This window comes from Bacillus massiliigorillae (assembly GCF_000380245.2).
GTDB lineage: Bacteria > Bacillota > Bacilli > Bacillales > DSM-1321 > Bacillus_AD > Bacillus_AD massiliigorillae.
In genome coordinates this window covers 191335-207038 of sequence record NZ_HG428745.1, presented here as the reverse complement: position 1 = coordinate 207038, position 15704 = coordinate 191335, and the positions used below count along the sequence as shown (strand labels likewise).

The window sequence follows — 15704 nt, the reverse complement described above, 5'->3', positions numbered from 1 at the left end:
TTTATTCTTTAATATACCATAGGGGGTAATTGTTAGTGATGAAAGTTATGTTAGCTAGTGAAGTGACGAAGAAAGTTTTTAATAAGGATGCATTATTCATTTTAGACGTTCGTAACGAAGATGCATTTGCAGATTGGAAAATTGAAGGCGAAAACTTCGAATATTTAAATGTTCCTTATTTTGATTTATTAGATGGTGTAGAAGGGATTATGGATCAGCTTCCAAAGGGTAAAGACATATTAGTAGTGTGTGCAAAAGAAGGTTCTTCTATTATGGTAGCTGAAATGCTGTATGAAGCAGGACTTGATGTTGCTTATCTTCAAGGAGGTATGAAAGCTTGGAGTGAGCATTTAGAGCCTGTAAAAGTTGGTGATTTAAAAGACGGAGGAGAAATTTATCAATTTGTTCGTATCGGTAAGGGGTGTCTTTCTTACATGGTTATTTCAAATGGAGAAGCGGCTATTATTGATGCAACGCGTATGAAGGATATTTTCTTAGATTTTGCTAAAGAGAAAGGTGTGGAAATCAAGCATGTGTTTGATACGCATCTTCATGCAGATCACATCTCAGGAGGACGTCATATTGCTGAAGCAACAGGTGCAACTTACTGGTTACCACCAAAAGATGCTGAAGAAGTACAGTTTGATTATGAGAAGCTAGAAGGCGGTAATGATGTAACAATTGGTCATACAACAATCAACATTCATGCCCTATATTCTCCAGGTCATACAATTGGTTCGACTTCTTTCGTAGTAGATGAGAAGTTCCTACTAACAGGTGATATTTTATTTATTGATTCCATCGGTCGCCCTGATCTAGCTGGTTTAGCAGATGATTGGGTAGGAGATTTACGAGAAACATTATATAGCCGTTATAAAGAACTTTCTGAAGAGTTAGTCGTCCTACCAGCTCACTTTATGATTATTGAAGAATTAAATGATGACGGAAGTGTTTCAGAGAAATTAGGAACGCTATTTGCTAAAAATCATGGTTTAAATATTGAGGATGAAGAAGAATTTAGAAATTTAGTATCAAAAAATCTTCCTCCACAGCCAAATGCATATCAAGAAATTCGTAAGACTAATATGGGTAAGATTACGCCAAATGAAGAAGAGCAACGTGAAATGGAAATCGGTCCTAACCGTTGTGCAGTTAGATAAGTAATTAGTAATAATGATTTCAAAAGATAAAGTGAAACTTTGCTCGGTGGGGGGCATTCATCCCCCACCGAGCATTAGTTGAACCAATCGGGTTCTTACAGGCGCTTGAGCTCCCACTTAAACGCCTTGCATTCGCTCTCATTTTGAAGTGGGAGTCTTAGCGCCTGTTTGAACGGGATAAATTTATGAATATTAAGGGATGGTAATGAAGATGATTAAAGCAGATCAATTTTTAGATGCAAAAGGTTTAGCATGTCCAATGCCAATTGTAAGAACTAAGAAAGCAATCAATACAATTGAAGCAGGAGAAGTATTAGAAATCCATACAACGGACAAAGGCTCACTAGCAGACTTAACAGCATGGACGAAATCAACAGGACATGAATTATTGGAAAGCTCTGAAGATAATGGTGTATTTAAGTTCTTCGTGAAAAAGGGAGAATAAGTTTCAGTAAATAGTAGATTTGTTAGGAGGGAGTATGTAGCCCCTCCTAATGCTGTTTCAGAAGATTAACAGGGAGGGGATTAGATGGATATAGGTTTTATCGTCACAATCTTCTTAATTGGGTTAGTGGGTTCTTTCATTTCTGGAATGGTCGGTATTGGAGGATCAATCATCAACTATCCGATGTTATTATATATACCTCCTTTACTAGGTTTCACAGCCTTCAGCGCGCATGATGTATCTGGTATAAGTGCCGTTCAAGTTGTATTTGCGACAATTGGAGGAGTATGGGCATACAGAAATAGTGGTTATTTAAATAAAAACCTAATTCTTTATATGGGTACGGCGATCTTAATTGGTAGTTTTGCAGGTGGATATGGTTCAGACTTAATGCCAGAAACCGCGGTTAATTTCATTTATGCGATATTAGCAACAATCGCTACAATTATGATGTTCATTCCGAAAAAAGGGTTAGATGATGTACCAGCTAATCAAGTAAAATATAATAAAATTTTAGCTGTAATCTTAGCTTTAATTGTTGGGATTGCTGCAGGAATTGTTGGAGCAGGTGGTTCCTTTATTTTAGTACCAATCATGCTTGTGGTGTTAAAGATTCCTACTCGAATGACAATAGCTACTTCTCTTGCTGTAGCCTTCATTTCTTCGATTGGCTCAACAATCGGTAAGATTTCAACTGGGCAAATATCATATTTACCAGCAGCTGTATTAATTGTTTCAAGTCTAATTGCCTCACCTATTGGAGCTAAGATTGGGCAAAAGATGAATACAAAAGTTTTACAAGTTGTTTTAGCCATTTTAATTATGGCAACAGCAATTAAGGTTTGGATGGATATTTTATAATGAAAAAGAGGCGTTCCAAAAGTGATTGCAATGAAAATCACTTTTGGGGCGCTTTTTTTGAAATGATAAGAATGTATATAATTTTGTGTGGTGTCTAGCTCCAGCGCCCGTTTTGCGCTTTTCTTATTCTATTTACTCTGTAATATTTGCTCTAGTTGTTCTAGGCAGTTTAATTGTAGCTCACATTGAGAATTAAAGTTTTTATAGACTAAATCCGTAAATGGGTCGAAGTCTCCAATATGTTGTTTCTTGATGTCCATTCCTGTTTTCATTTCTTCATACTTTGCTTGTAATTGTGCCTTTTGACTTTGAATGGCAGTTAAAAGCTGTTCGTTCTGCACAGAAATGTTACCCATTGTTAACATGGAAAGCCCCGTATAAAGCGATGCTGGAAGATTAAGCGACGACGATGAGAAAGATTCTAGTAATAATGAATTAAACTCAGCTTCACCTTGCTCTGTAATAGCATAGATAGCTTTTGAACGATTACCTGTTGTTTCGACAGAGGAAATAGTCACTAAACCTTCCTTATCCATCTTCTTAAGGGCATGATAGATGGAGCCGGGTAGAATACCAGCCCATACATCTGTTTTGCTTTCTAGTAATAACTGTTGAATTTCATAACCGGACATAGGTTTTACACGGAGTAGTCCTAGTACCATTAATCTTGTCATGTAGATACCTCAATCTTGATTATTTAATGTTGAATATATGTCTACAATGTATCATATTTTATTTTTGCATCGCAATTTTTCGTTTGAAAAAAAGTAAAGTAAAAGACTTGTTGAATGTTGCAAGGCTGAGCAAGAAAAATAATATTGAAAAGCCGATGATACTTGTTGCCATGACCGTAAAGGAACCATCATGGATCTGGAAGGCAACGCGGAAAGCCTCGGTTGTGTAATGAAATGGGAAGCACTTCCCAAGTAGTAACATCCAGTCTGGAGCACTTTGCAGAGAATAGAATGCTTCGCTACAGAAAATCATTTGAAAAAATAAGAGATTACTGAATATGTTGATTTGCCCTTCGTTCTTCGAGATATTACTAATCAAAAACCCTAATGCTGAAAAGCATAAAGAAGCCAGAAGAATAATTAATGTACATTGTAAAAGAAATATGGCAGTAAATGAAATGTCGAATAGAAAGAGTCCGAATAGTAAAAGTGTGATGTTAATCATGAAAGAAATCAATGTTCTAACCCCAATCATTAATGAAAGAAATGTACTCATTTTTAAAGGTGTAATTCGCAATAAACGATAAACACCACTACTTTTTTGACGGAAAATTTGAAAAGCTAATCCTTGTAGATTCCAAAATAAAATACTTAAGCTAATGGTTCCTGTTAGAAAGGTTAATTGGTAGGAGTTGGAGTCAATATAATACCTACCGCCCATTAACAAACCGATTGGAAAGAAAATTGCATAGAATAAAGAAAGTTTATCATTCAAAGTATCCTTCAGCATTAAACGAATCATTGTCATTCATGAACACCATCCTTTGTTAAATTTATATATAATTCTTCTAAATTTTGAACGCCATATTGAGCACAGAGCTCTGAGGCAGTACCTTCTGCAATTTTTGTTCCACTGTGGAAGAAAAGGATACGGTCAGCGAGCTTTGTAACTTCGTCCATATCATGTGATGTGATTACGACAGTTGTTCCTTGTTTCTGAATTTCTGTAATCGTTTGATGGACTTCTTTTCTTGCACGTGGGTCTAGTGCTGCTGTAGGTTCATCAAGAAAAACGAGTTCTGGTAGATGGACGAGAGCAAGCCCAATTGATAATCTTTTTTGCTGTCCTCCTGATAGTTTTGTAACTTCCGTATTTGCGACAGATTCCAGTGAGCACAAGCGTAAAATATGAGTTAGTTGCCCCTCGCTCAGCTTCCTTTTATAAAAGTTAGCGAATAGTAACAAATTTTCTTTGGCAGTCAAGCCAGGGAAGAAAGGTGTAGATTGCAATTGAACGCCTACTAAAGAACGGTAATTAGTAGACCAAAATTGCACTTCACCTTTTGTAGGGTGTTGTATACCAAGAATTAAATCTAATGTAGTGGATTTACCAGAACCATTTGGACCTATAATCATAATGACTTCCCCTTTTGAAATACTAAATGAAAGATCATGAACGGCTTTTGTAGAAGAGAAGCTTTTTTCTAGATGGATAATATTTACTAATTGGTTTTGCACTTCTATATCCTCCTTTTATTCAATATTATTTATTCAACGTTGACTATTTTGGTTGTAATTTGCTTTTTTATATTTGTAAAGCCCCTTTTATTTTTCATTTTACTTAGTCTAAATGAAAAAAAGCATTCACTTTAGTGAATGCTTAAATTGAGAATTCGAGAATATAATTGAGAAAATTTTGTTTAAGCTTGTCGAATAACTTCTTTAGGTACTTCTAGTCCTAGACCTTCAGCGATACGAGTTCCATATTCAGGATCTGCTTTATAGAAGTGACCGATTTGACGTAATTTAATTTCGTCTTTCGTAACGGGTTTCATAGCGCCGACAATATTATTTACAAGACGAGTACGCTCTGCAGGTGATAATAGGCGATATAGGTCACCTGCTTGTGTATAGTGGTCATCGTTATCATAAGCTACGCTGTCTGCTACACCTGAAACAGGCATGGATGGACGTTTATGTTCTGGTGCTTCTGCCGGTCCTCCAAAGCTGTTTGGTTCATAGTAAACGGACTTACCACCGTTGTTATCAGGACGCATGAATCCATCGCGCTGATATGTGCTAAACGGACATTTCGGTGCATTGATTGGTAGTGCGTTATGGTTTGCTCCTACACGATAACGATGGGCATCTGCATAAGCGAATAAACGACCTTGTAGCATTTTATCAGGTGATACATCAATACCAGGAACTAGTGTGCCAGGTGAGAATGTAGCTTGTTCAACTTCTGCAAAATAGTTTTCAGGATTGCGATTTAACACCATACGACCTACTTCAATTAACGGGTAATCCTTTTGTGACCAAACTTTTGTTACATCGAATGGATCAAAGCGGTATATGCTAGCTTCTTCAAATGGCATGATTTGAACACATAGTTTCCAAGAAGGGAAGTCACCATTCTCAATTGCATTGAATAATTCTTCCGTATGGAAATCTGGATTCTCACCCGCCACTTTAGCAGCTAAATCAACATCCATATTTTTAATACCTTGCTCTGTTTTGAAGTGGAATTTTACCCATACACCTTCACCTTCTGCATTTACCCATTGATAAGTATGGCTACCGTACCCGTTCATATGACGGAATGTAGCAGGGATACCACGATCAGACATTAGAATGGTTACTTGATGTAGTGATTCAGGTGATAGTGACCAGAAATCCCATACAGCTGTTGGATTTTTTAAATGTGTTTGAGGATCTCTTTTTTGAGTATGAATGAAATCAGGAAACTTAATAGCATCGCGAATAAAGAAAACAGGTGTGTTGTTACCAACTAAATCATAGTTTCCTTCCTCTGTATAAAACTTCACTGCAAACCCACGTGGGTCACGTACTGTATCGGAAGAGCCAAGCTCACCAGCAACAGTTGAGAAACGAGCGAATAAAGGAGTGCGCTTACCAACTTCAGATAGAAACGCTGCTTTTGTATATTGCGTTACATCATTAGTAACTTCGAAGTAACCATGTGCACCAGCACCTTTTGCGTGAACAACACGCTCAGGCACACGTTCTCTGTTGAAATGAGCTAGTTTTTCTAGCAAATGAACATCTTGTAGCAAAGTAGGGCCATGTGCTCCTGCCGTTTGCGAATTTTGGTTGTCACCAACAGGTGCACCCCAGCTAGTTGTTAGATGATTTTTATTATTACTCATAAGAAATCCCCCTTATGTAAATTATAATTATTATAAAGTAATACTAAATGCATTTAAGTTAAAAATCAATACCTAAATTAAAATAATTATAATTTATTAATTAAAATATTTATTCGTATGGATACAGTGTTAATATTCATTTAACTATATGATTGTAAATGTAAAAGTAGGACAAGAAATGTCCAATCGAAGCAATATCTTCCTCTTTCAGTGTAGCGCTTTACCACTTCGAGCTAATTTGTTAAGTTACAGGATTACTAGAAATGATGGAACCTTTATTTGATTTGTTAATGATACGGATATTGATACTGTAACAACTATTTTCACTGCCATAGATCATCCTGGATTAGGAACATCCACATATTCACTAGAAGGTGCACTAGTCGCCTCTTCAGCTCCCGGTACTTCATTTGAACAAATCGCAACATCTATTTTCACAGCACAGCATTTCGTGAATCAAGAAGAGAATGGGTAAGAATTAAAAAAAACCACATCTATTGGCTGAATAGATGTGGTTTTTCATTTTTAAGCTTGATAATCTTCTAATTTTTTATTCTTTTGTTTAAATGGCCAAAATGCTTTATTTCCGAGCAATACTACGATGGCTGGTACGAGCATCGAACGAATGATAAATGTATCGAGCAATATGCCAAGAGCAACAATGAATCCAAATGTAAATAGTTCCATTATTGGCTGTGTTGTAAGAACTGCGAAGGTAGCAGCAAGTATTAATCCAGCTGACGAAATCACGCCTCCAGTATATGTTACCCCTCGTTGTACTGCTTCTTTCATGGAGAAGTGACCAACTTCTTCTTGAATTCTTGATATCAGCATGATGTTATAGTCAACGCCTAGTGCTACTAAGAATACGAATGTATACAGCGGTATCCTAGAGCTGACGGCATCAACACCGAAAATGGCATCAAGTAGGAATGTTCCGATCCCTAAAGCTGAGAAGAACGATAGTAAAATGGTTCCCATCATATAAATTGGTGCAATGATGGAACGTGTTAAAATACCTAGCATAATCGTAATAAATATTGTTACAAGTGAAACGACAAGTAATGTATCTCGGTCATTGGCTCTGTCGATATCAGCTTGTAGTGCTGTTTCTCCTGAAAAATAAAGTGAAAATGTTTCTTTTGTATCACTGTCTTTTAACATTTGATCTGTATTCTTTTGGAGATTTTTTACCACATCCATTGCTTTTTGTGAATATGGATTATCCTTTAACGTTAATTGTAATTTAGCGGCTTTTCCATTTTCAGATAAGGTACTTGAGAAATCTCGTTTTATTGCTTCAGGCGTTGGTGAAATACTTTCAACACCTTTTTGTTTCTCAAGTTCAGCGGCTAATTCTGCTAATTGTTCACCATTTATTTTTTCGTTAGACGTTATTAAGACTGTAGTTGGTGCTAAACTACCTGGTGAATATTTCTCTTCAAGAATTTCAAAGCCTTGACGTGATTCTAAATCTTCAGGGAAAGATTTTAATAAGTTGAATGAGAATTGCATGTTAAACACATTAGCTGAGAATGCAAGCATGATGATTGTAATAACAATGGCAATAATTCCTGGACGCTTCGTTACAAATGTTCCTAATTTACTCCACACAGTTATTTTTTCTTTTTGTACTTTATTTGGTTTTGGAATGAATGGCCAAAAAGCAATTTTACCAAACAAAGTGAATAGCGCTGGTACAAGTGTTAATCCTCCAATGACGATGATGAACATAGCGATTGCAAAGACAGGAGCGAAATTTCGATATGCTGCATCACTTGCAAAGAATAGGATTAGAACGGACACAATGACAGTTGCTCCGCTAAAGAAAATAGGCTCAGCTACATGTTTCATCGCATTTTGCATGCTTTGGTATTTAGTGTGACCTGCTTTAAGCTCTTCACGGAATCGTGCGAAGATAAATAGCGAATAGTCTGTAATTGCTGCAAATAACAGAATGGACATGATGGAGAGCGTCTGAGAATCTAAGAAGACACCAGCTTTTCCAACTAGACCTAATATTTTATCGGTAACTTGATACACAATTCCACATGCGAGCAATGGAATAATTGCAAGAAGCGGAGAGCGATAAATGACTACAAGTAATACTAAAATTAACGCTACTGTTGATAAAATTAAAACGACATCAGCATTTTCAAATAACTTTGTTGCGTCGGCTGCAATAGCTGCAGGACCTGTCATATAGTATTGAACAGAATTTGAAACGTTGTCTTTTGTCTCTTTTTCAATTTTTTTAATGGCTGCTGACATTTCCTTAGCCTCTAAATTTGGAAGCAGGGTTACAGGTAAAGAAATACTCGTTCCATCTTCCGACACAAATGCTTGAAGCACTTGAGAAGGCATTTGATACAATGGTAAAACTTCTTTTACAGATTTGATTTTTGCTTCATCAATAGCTTTACTAGCTTTTGCAATGCTCGATAATTCTTCTGTTGTGAGTGGCTTATCGGACGTAAATACGAGTATTGCAGGTGTACTTGCATCGTTTGAGAAATAGCGATTCATTTCTTTTTTTGCTTGTTCGGATAAGGCGCTTTCTGGTAGACCGCTTCCGTCTTTTGGAGAAATTGCATCTCTAGATGATGGTGCTAATGCAGATAGTAACACCATTAGTAGTACCCAAATGGAAAGTGTAATCCCTACGCCTCGTTTAGAACGAGCAACTTTTGCTACACTTTTAAACATGAATAATCCCCCTTGTAATTTTTCCGACAGTAGTGTCGGATATTCTAAAAAAAAGATGAAGACCTCTTTTTAGATAACTGGTAAAATTATCACATAAAAAAAGAAAAGGCGTCAATGTTTATGCTCCGACGCCATTTAGGATGAAATCTATCATTTCGTTTAATCTTTCTTCTTCCGATTGTTTTCGAAGATTTGGTATTTGAATTAAGTTGAACATGATATAGGAAATAAATGTATTATCTACTTCTTTGCGTAGCAAGCCGGTTTGTTTTGCTTCTTTAATGATCTCTAAACTATATAAGTATATTTGTCTGGACAGTTCTCGAACTGGTTTCACTCGTTCTGCATCTTTTGATTGCTCTTCCATTTGTGTTAACATTGTAATCACTTGTTGAACATGAGAATATTTCAAAAAGATTCGTAAAAATTCACGTATTTTTTCTTTGATATCACTGATTTTCATAATCTTTTTACAATCTTCGACACGTTCAAAAGCAAATATATGAATATATGCAATAATTAACTCATCTTTATTTGCATAGTATTCATAGATAGTGCTTCTACCGACTCCTAGTCTTTCGGATAATAAGCGAAAATGAAAAGCATTATAGCCTTTCTCTAACAGTAATTTCTCTGTTTCTGCCATTAATTCATGATGTTCAATTCTCTTTTTTCGTGCCATTTGCATGAATCCTTTCATTCATCATTATGTTTCATTATGACACGAATTGTATTGCCCTACAATCAACTCTATTGGAAATACAATCCGTTATATATCGGCTCCTGTGAACTGATATAATAGTATGTAGTTAATAGATTCATGGAAGTTGTGGTAGTTCGAGGTGACGTATATGCAGGAATTGAAACATCAAATAGATGAATTGTTTAAAGATTTTCCCGATAGTGAGGAAACTAAGGTAAAGAAACAAGCTTTTGAAGCAAACTGTAAAGAGCTTCTTGCTAACCAAATGAAAAAAGAAAAGCGAAATTATATGAAGAAAATTCATTTTGGTTATTCAGTTTGTGGAAGTGTATTGATTATTTCTTTCTTTTTATTTATTAATATGTATTATTCTCCAAGTGTTATTTGGTTTGTTTATCCTACTTTTGCTGTTTTATGGTGGCCTTTAACGATTTATTTTTATGTACATAAGAATAAGAATTAGATATTTTAATTAAGTAATAGATGTGTTATTTTGTATATAAATGATAATCCAATAGAAAAAATGTTTTCTAGGGTTCCGTAGCTGCATAGCTAGCCTGGTCCGAGAGAAAACTCATTGTTATTACAATGTCACGGAAGGATAAAAGCCTGGGAGATTAGATGATTCTATTCTCACGGGCTTTTTTGAGTTTGTGATTATTTAGAGGAGGAATGAAAAGATGAATAAAGAATGGTTGAAGGTTTTTATTGCAGCTTTTTTTGAAGTTTTTTGGGTGATTGGACTAAAGCATGCTGACAATACTTTGGAATGGATAGGTACGATTATTTGTATTGCAATTAGTTTTTACTTGATGATTATGGCAGGAAAAGAATTACCTGTAGGTACCGTCTATGCTGTATTTGTAGGGCTAGGAACCGCAGGAACGGTGTGTTCAGATATTCTCTTTTTTGGCGAGTCATTCAGCTGGGTGAAAATGATTTTAATCATTATTTTATTAGCTGGTGTGGTTGGCCTTAAATTAGTGACGGGTGAGAAGAAGGGAGAGGGAGCATAATGGCTTGGGTTTATTTGATTTTAGCAGGATTGTTTGAAATGACAGGTGTTATGATGATCAATCGATTTCATGAACAAAAAAACAAGTCTTCATTCACGATGATGCTTTTAGCATTTACAGCAAGCTTTCTTTTTCTAGCCATTGCTATGCTTGATTTGCCAATGGGGACAGCGTATGCAATTTGGACAGGTATTGGTGCCTCTGGTGGAGCAATCATAGGCATGCTTCTTTATAATGAACCGAAAAACTGGAAACGAATACTGTTTATTTTTATGATATTAGGGTCGGCTGTTGGTTTAAAATTGGTTTCTTAATTTTTTATTAAAAGTCAGCACAATTTTTTGAATCCTTAATAACACATTATTTTTATTTAATGTCAGACATTATGTAGGGTAAATAAAAGAGGATAGATGAGTAGAATGAAATATGCTCTATCTATCCTCTTTTGTACTACAAATGACCGCATTTACAACAACAAGTTTTTATACTGTTGTACTAACGCACCCGTTTAGCTTATAATATCCGCGTTTTGTTGGTAGTACCCAGAAATGATCATTTTGAAAGATATTTGCTAGAGTAAAACGTAAACTTCTATTTTGAGAACTCTATATAGCTTATGAATAAGACTACTGTGTTTTTACCATATATCATATTGTGCACTTTCAATACTCCAATGAACATTCTCTATATAATCTCTTAAAGCAGTCAAATCATTCTCTTTGAAATACTCTAGTATTTTTTGATGCTCTTCGTTCGTTTTCAAAAGCAAATCCTGGATTTCATTTGAGTTGATATTGCAGTATTCATTTCCAATAAAAAAGTCCTTATATTTCTCTAATGATTCAATAAGAATTTTATTTTGACACTTGAAAATATAAACATCATGAAATTGCCTTTGTAGCTCATTGTATTTTGTATACAATTTATTTTTTATTGCCGAATTCATGGCGTCAATAAGAAATTGCATATTTGAAAAATCATTCTCATCCAAATAAGGAATTGACAATATGGCGGCTTTTGCATCTAGAAGACCAATCAACTGATAAATGTTCTTTGCGTCTTGTTGACTTAGTTTTTTGATTTTAAAACCTTTTCTTGGAGTATGTTCTAGTATTCCGTCCGAAGCAAGTTGAAATAAAGCCTCTCTCACAGGAGTTCTACTTATATTCAGTTTTTCAGCGATATATTGCTCTGTTAGTTTGTCACTTCTTGTTAATTTCCCACTACTAATTTCTTCCGAAATGAAATTGTAAATATTCCGTTTTTGCGATGAGTAATTTTGCATACTAATTCTCCTCTTGAACTTTCTACTATAAGTATAACAATTCTCATACAATCTTTAAATATTATTTTTTTAATATAATTGACAAGTCTGAATTTAGTATTGTATATTGTATACATAAGGAACATTTAATACAAAAAACAATAGGAAGAAGGAATGAAAAATGTTTAAAAATGTTATTGTAAGAGTACCTGCAAGCAGTATTTCAGAAGGCATTACAAGTGCTAGCTTAGGAAAGCCTATTTACGAAAAAGCACTTATGCAACACGAGAACTATGTAAGCGCTCTCACTAAGACAGGTGTTGAAGTAACAGTACTTGAACCTAAAGAAGCATTCCCTGATTCATGTTTTGTTGAAGATGTTGCGTTATGTACTAGTAAATGTGCCATTATTACAAGACCAGGTGCAGAAACGAGACAAAAAGAAGTGCAGTTAGCCGATATGAAAGAAGCACTTGGAAAGTTTTATGAGCATATTGAACAAATTGAAGCTCCTGGAACTGTTGAAGCAGGGGATATTATGATGGTTGGAGATCATTTCTACATAGGTGAATCTGCTCGTACAAACAAAGAAGGAGCAAATCAAATGATTGCTATTCTTGAGAAATATGGATTAAGTGGATCCATTGTTACTTTAGAAAAGGTTCTTCATTTAAAAACAGGGCTAGCATATTTAGAAAATAATAATCTATTAGTTGCTGGTGAATTTATTGATGATCCTGAATTCGCTAAATTTAATAAAATAGTCGTACCTGAAGATGAAGCTTATGGTGCGAACTGTATTTGGGTCAATGATTATGTATTGGTTCCAGAAGGATACCCTACTGTTCAAAAGAAAATCGAAGAACTTGGTTATAAAGTTCTTGTAGTTGATACTTCGGAGTTTAGAAAAATCGATGGTGGCTTAAGTTGTCTATCTCTTCGATTCTAAATGATAAGGTTAACATCCTTATGAAAATAATCTTTTAGCGTACATTCGAAAGCGACAATGTAGAGCATAGTTTCAGTACTTCACTGAACTGGAGCTATGCTTTATTTAATGTAATCCTACATAGATTATGACTATATAAACGAGGAAGTGACAAGACAAATGGAATCAAGTGAAAAAAAGTTAAACTTACTCTCGTTAGTCGGTATTATTATGAGCGCCATTATTGGTGCTGGAATATTTAATTTAATGTCTGATATGGCAAATACAGCTTCTGCCGGTGCAACGATCTTAGGTTGGTTAGTGGCAGGTATCGGTATGGGGTCTCTTGCATTTTGCCTAATGAATTTAAATATAAAGCGACCGGATTTAGATGCAGGTATATTTAGTTATGCGAAAGCAGGATTTGGTAATTATATTGGGTTTAATTCCGTATGGGGATATTGGATTTCTGTCATCCTTGGAAATGTTGCCTTTGGAACATTGTTATTTAGTGCGATAGGATATTTTATTCCGATTTTTTCAGGTGGCCAGAACGTTGCTTCTATTATTGGTGCTTCCATAATCTTGTGGACTATACATTTCATAATCTGTCAGGGGCTGGACAAGGCTGCTTTTATCAATACCCTTGTAATGATTGCGAAGCTTGTGCCAATCGTCATTTTCCTTGTATGTGTGATTGGTGCTTTTAATGTAGGTGTCTTTACGCAAGATTTTTGGGGAACGCTGAGTGGGAATTTCCACTTCAATGACGTATTGAACCAGGTAAAGGGAACGATGCTTATCACGGTTTGGGTATTTATTGGAATCGAAGGAGCTGTCGTTTTTTCTGGTCGTGCAAAAAAACGTAGTGATGTAGGTAAGGCTACATTATTAGGATTCGCAGCAGTAACACTCATCTATATGATGGTAACGGTACTTTCTTATGGTATTATGACACAACAAGAATTGAGCAATCTAGATCAACCCGCAATGGCATTTGTTTTAGAAAAAATCATTGGAAAAGCAGGGGCAGTGATTGTAAATCTTGGCGTTATTATTTCTATATTAGGAGCTTGGATGGCAAATACGTTACTTGCTGAAGAAGTGTCTTATCAAGCTGGGAAGGATCGCATCTTTCCGAAAGTCTTTCTTAAAGAAAATGCTTCAGGAATGCCAGTTAATGCGTTACTCATTACAAATTCGATTGTTCAGTTGTTCTTGTTATCCTTCTTAATCACGGATCAAGCATATACAGCTATGGCTTCTTTAGCTTCTTCTACAATTTTGTTACCTTATGCTTGTGTAGCATTGTACCAATTAAAATATACACTTACGGTTAAAAAAGAATCGGATTTTATGAAGAATATCATATTAGGATCTATCTCGACAGTCTACATGCTATGGCTAGCATACGCATCGGGGTTATGGTATTTATTGTTGACTGTAGTACTCTTTTTTCCAGGTACAATTATCTTTGTATATGTACAAAAATCGTATCAAAAACCAGTTTTTCGTACGTATGAAAAATTTATAGCAGGAATATTAAGTATTTTATTTATCCTTTGCTTACTTGAATTAGCAAACATTATTTAGACTTTTTCATAGATTAACAGACCTTTGTTAAATCAAACATGATTAGAGGAGAGATGTAGGATGAAAAAAACAGTTTTTCAAGGAAGAAGTTTCTTAGCAGAGAAGGATTTTAGTAGAGAAGAACTCCAATACTTAATTGATTTTTCCGAGTACTTAAAAGACCTGAAAAAACGAGGCATTCCTCATCGTTATCTAGAAGGCAAAAATATAGCTTTGTTGTTTGAAAAAACCTCAACTCGAACAAGAGCCGCTTTCACTACGGCAGCCATTGATCTTGGTGCACACCCTGAATATCTTGGTAAAGACGATATTCAATTAGGAAAGAAAGAATCTGTTGAAGATACAGCAAAAGTGTTAGGGCGGATGTTTGACGGTATTGAATTCCGAGGATTTAGCCAAAAGGTAGTGGAACAGTTGGCTGAATTTTCAAGTGTACCTGTATGGAATGGATTAACGGATCAATGGCATCCAACACAAATGATTGCGGATTTCCTAACGGTTCAAGAAAATTTTGGTCGTCTAGAAGGCATTAATATGGTTTACGTAGGCGATGGACGTAATAATGTTGCTAACTCTTTACTTGTTACCGGAGCAATATTAGGAGTTAATATGCGAATCGTCGCACCAGAAACTTTATTCCCAGAAGCAAATATTATTGCATTAGCAGAGGGTTATGCTAAAGTGTCTGGTGCAGAAATCATGATTACTGACGATGTGACCAAGGGTGTAGATGGCGCTGATGTACTTTACACAGACGTCTGGGTTTCGATGGGGGAAGAAGAGAAATTTGAAGAACGTATTACATTATTGAAGCCTTACCAAATTAACATGGATATGGTGAAGAAAACAAAGAATGATAATCTTATCATTTTACATTGCTTACCAGCCTTTCACGATACAGAAACGGTGTATGGTAAACAAATGGCTGAACGTTTCGGTGTGAAAGAAATGGAAATCACGGATGAGGTATTCCGTAGCCAATATGCACGGCAATTTGACCAAGCTGAAAATCGCATGCACTCCATCAAGGCAATTATGGCTGCAACACTCGGAAACTTATTTATTCCCCGTGTATAAGGAAAAGTATCAAATGGTGAAGATCTGATTTTTTACATTAGAAAAAAGGAGAAGATCTGATGATTAAACGGAAAGCTGTCGTCGCTCTTGGTGGAAATGCGATATTA

Annotated in this window: 16 protein-coding genes and 1 riboswitch; of the genes, 9 read left to right on the top strand and 7 right to left on the bottom strand. The window is 35.6% G+C overall.

Features of this window, described 5'->3' with window-relative positions; translation table 11 throughout:
- Positions 1 to 38 precede the first annotated feature (38 nt).
- From TX86_RS22545 to TX86_RS22535, 3 genes are all read left to right on the top strand, one after another.
- Positions 39 to 1160: an MBL fold metallo-hydrolase gene (locus TX86_RS22545; RefSeq protein WP_042352477.1), complete on the top strand. Its 1122-nt coding sequence runs from the start codon at positions 39 to 41 to the stop codon at positions 1158 to 1160.
- Between the two features lie 211 nt (positions 1161 to 1371).
- Positions 1372 to 1605 carry a sulfurtransferase TusA family protein gene (locus TX86_RS22540; protein WP_081707808.1) on the top strand — a complete coding sequence of 78 codons (234 nt, stop codon included), beginning with the start codon at positions 1372 to 1374 and terminating at the stop codon, positions 1603 to 1605.
- Between the two features lie 84 nt (positions 1606 to 1689).
- Complete coding sequence (locus TX86_RS22535) at positions 1690 to 2466, top strand: sulfite exporter TauE/SafE family protein (RefSeq protein ID WP_042352368.1); 777 nt, start codon at positions 1690 to 1692, stop codon at positions 2464 to 2466.
- Positions 2467 to 2594: 128 nt separating this feature from the next.
- On the opposite strand, the gene TX86_RS22530 is transcribed toward TX86_RS22535, so the two are convergent.
- From TX86_RS22530 to TX86_RS25970, 6 genes are all read right to left on the bottom strand, one after another.
- Complete coding sequence (locus TX86_RS22530) at positions 2595 to 3140, bottom strand: PadR family transcriptional regulator (RefSeq protein ID WP_042352366.1); 546 nt, start codon at positions 3138 to 3140, stop codon at positions 2595 to 2597.
- 58 nt (positions 3141 to 3198) lie between these two features.
- A complete protein-coding gene (locus TX86_RS22525; protein ID WP_042352364.1) occupies positions 3199 to 3948 on the bottom strand; it encodes an ABC transporter permease in 750 nt (249 codons plus the stop codon).
- A complete protein-coding gene (locus TX86_RS22520; RefSeq protein WP_052343850.1) occupies positions 3945 to 4658 on the bottom strand; it encodes an ABC transporter ATP-binding protein in 714 nt (237 codons plus the stop codon). Before TX86_RS22520 ends, TX86_RS22525 begins: the two co-directional genes overlap by 4 nt.
- Before the next feature lie 182 nt (positions 4659 to 4840).
- Positions 4841 to 6310, bottom strand: coding sequence for a catalase KatA (gene katA, locus TX86_RS22515; RefSeq protein WP_042352361.1), 1470 nt, complete (start codon positions 6308 to 6310; stop codon positions 4841 to 4843).
- A gap of 525 nt (positions 6311 to 6835) precedes the next feature.
- Positions 6836 to 9016 (bottom strand): MMPL family transporter, encoded by a 2181-nt coding sequence (locus TX86_RS22510; protein WP_042352360.1) that lies wholly within the window; start codon positions 9014 to 9016, stop codon positions 6836 to 6838.
- Positions 9017 to 9134: 118 nt separating this feature from the next.
- Positions 9135 to 9698: a TetR/AcrR family transcriptional regulator gene (locus TX86_RS25970; protein WP_052343849.1), complete on the bottom strand. Its 564-nt coding sequence runs from the start codon at positions 9696 to 9698 to the stop codon at positions 9135 to 9137.
- 169 nt (positions 9699 to 9867) lie between these two features.
- Between TX86_RS25970 and TX86_RS22500 the strand changes: the two genes are divergently transcribed.
- The 3 genes from TX86_RS22500 to TX86_RS22490 all read left to right on the top strand — a co-directional run bounded on the left by TX86_RS22500 (position 9868) and on the right by TX86_RS22490 (position 11049).
- Entirely contained in the window at positions 9868 to 10182 is a 315-nt protein-coding gene (locus TX86_RS22500; RefSeq protein WP_042352358.1) for a hypothetical protein, read from the top strand.
- A gap of 56 nt (positions 10183 to 10238) precedes the next feature.
- A riboswitch (guanidine-I (ykkC/yxkD leader) is annotated at positions 10239 to 10337 on the top strand.
- Between the two features lie 62 nt (positions 10338 to 10399).
- Entirely contained in the window at positions 10400 to 10735 is a 336-nt protein-coding gene (locus tag TX86_RS22495; protein WP_042352356.1) for a DMT family transporter, read from the top strand.
- The gene (locus TX86_RS22490; protein WP_042352354.1) at positions 10735 to 11049 is read left to right on the top strand and encodes a DMT family transporter; all 315 of its coding nucleotides are present in this window, start codon (positions 10735 to 10737) and stop codon (positions 11047 to 11049) included. Before TX86_RS22495 ends, TX86_RS22490 begins: the two co-directional genes overlap by 1 nt.
- Before the next feature lie 323 nt (positions 11050 to 11372).
- Here the strand turns inward: TX86_RS22490 and TX86_RS22485 are convergent, their stop codons facing one another.
- A complete protein-coding gene (locus tag TX86_RS22485; protein ID WP_042352352.1) occupies positions 11373 to 12020 on the bottom strand; it encodes a GntR family transcriptional regulator in 648 nt (215 codons plus the stop codon).
- Between the two features lie 160 nt (positions 12021 to 12180).
- On the opposite strand from TX86_RS22485, the gene TX86_RS22480 reads away from it, so the two are divergent.
- From TX86_RS22480 to argF, 3 genes are all read left to right on the top strand, one after another.
- Complete coding sequence (locus TX86_RS22480; protein ID WP_042352350.1) at positions 12181 to 12948, top strand: dimethylarginine dimethylaminohydrolase family protein; 768 nt, start codon at positions 12181 to 12183, stop codon at positions 12946 to 12948.
- Positions 12949 to 13107: 159 nt separating this feature from the next.
- On the top strand, positions 13108 to 14520 hold the full coding sequence (locus TX86_RS22475; protein ID WP_042352347.1) for a basic amino acid/polyamine antiporter: 1413 nt from the start codon (positions 13108 to 13110) through the stop codon (positions 14518 to 14520).
- A gap of 60 nt (positions 14521 to 14580) precedes the next feature.
- On the top strand, positions 14581 to 15597 hold the full coding sequence (gene argF / locus TX86_RS22470) for an ornithine carbamoyltransferase (protein ID WP_042352345.1): 1017 nt from the start codon (positions 14581 to 14583) through the stop codon (positions 15595 to 15597).
- The last annotated feature ends 107 nt before the right edge of the window (positions 15598 to 15704 follow it).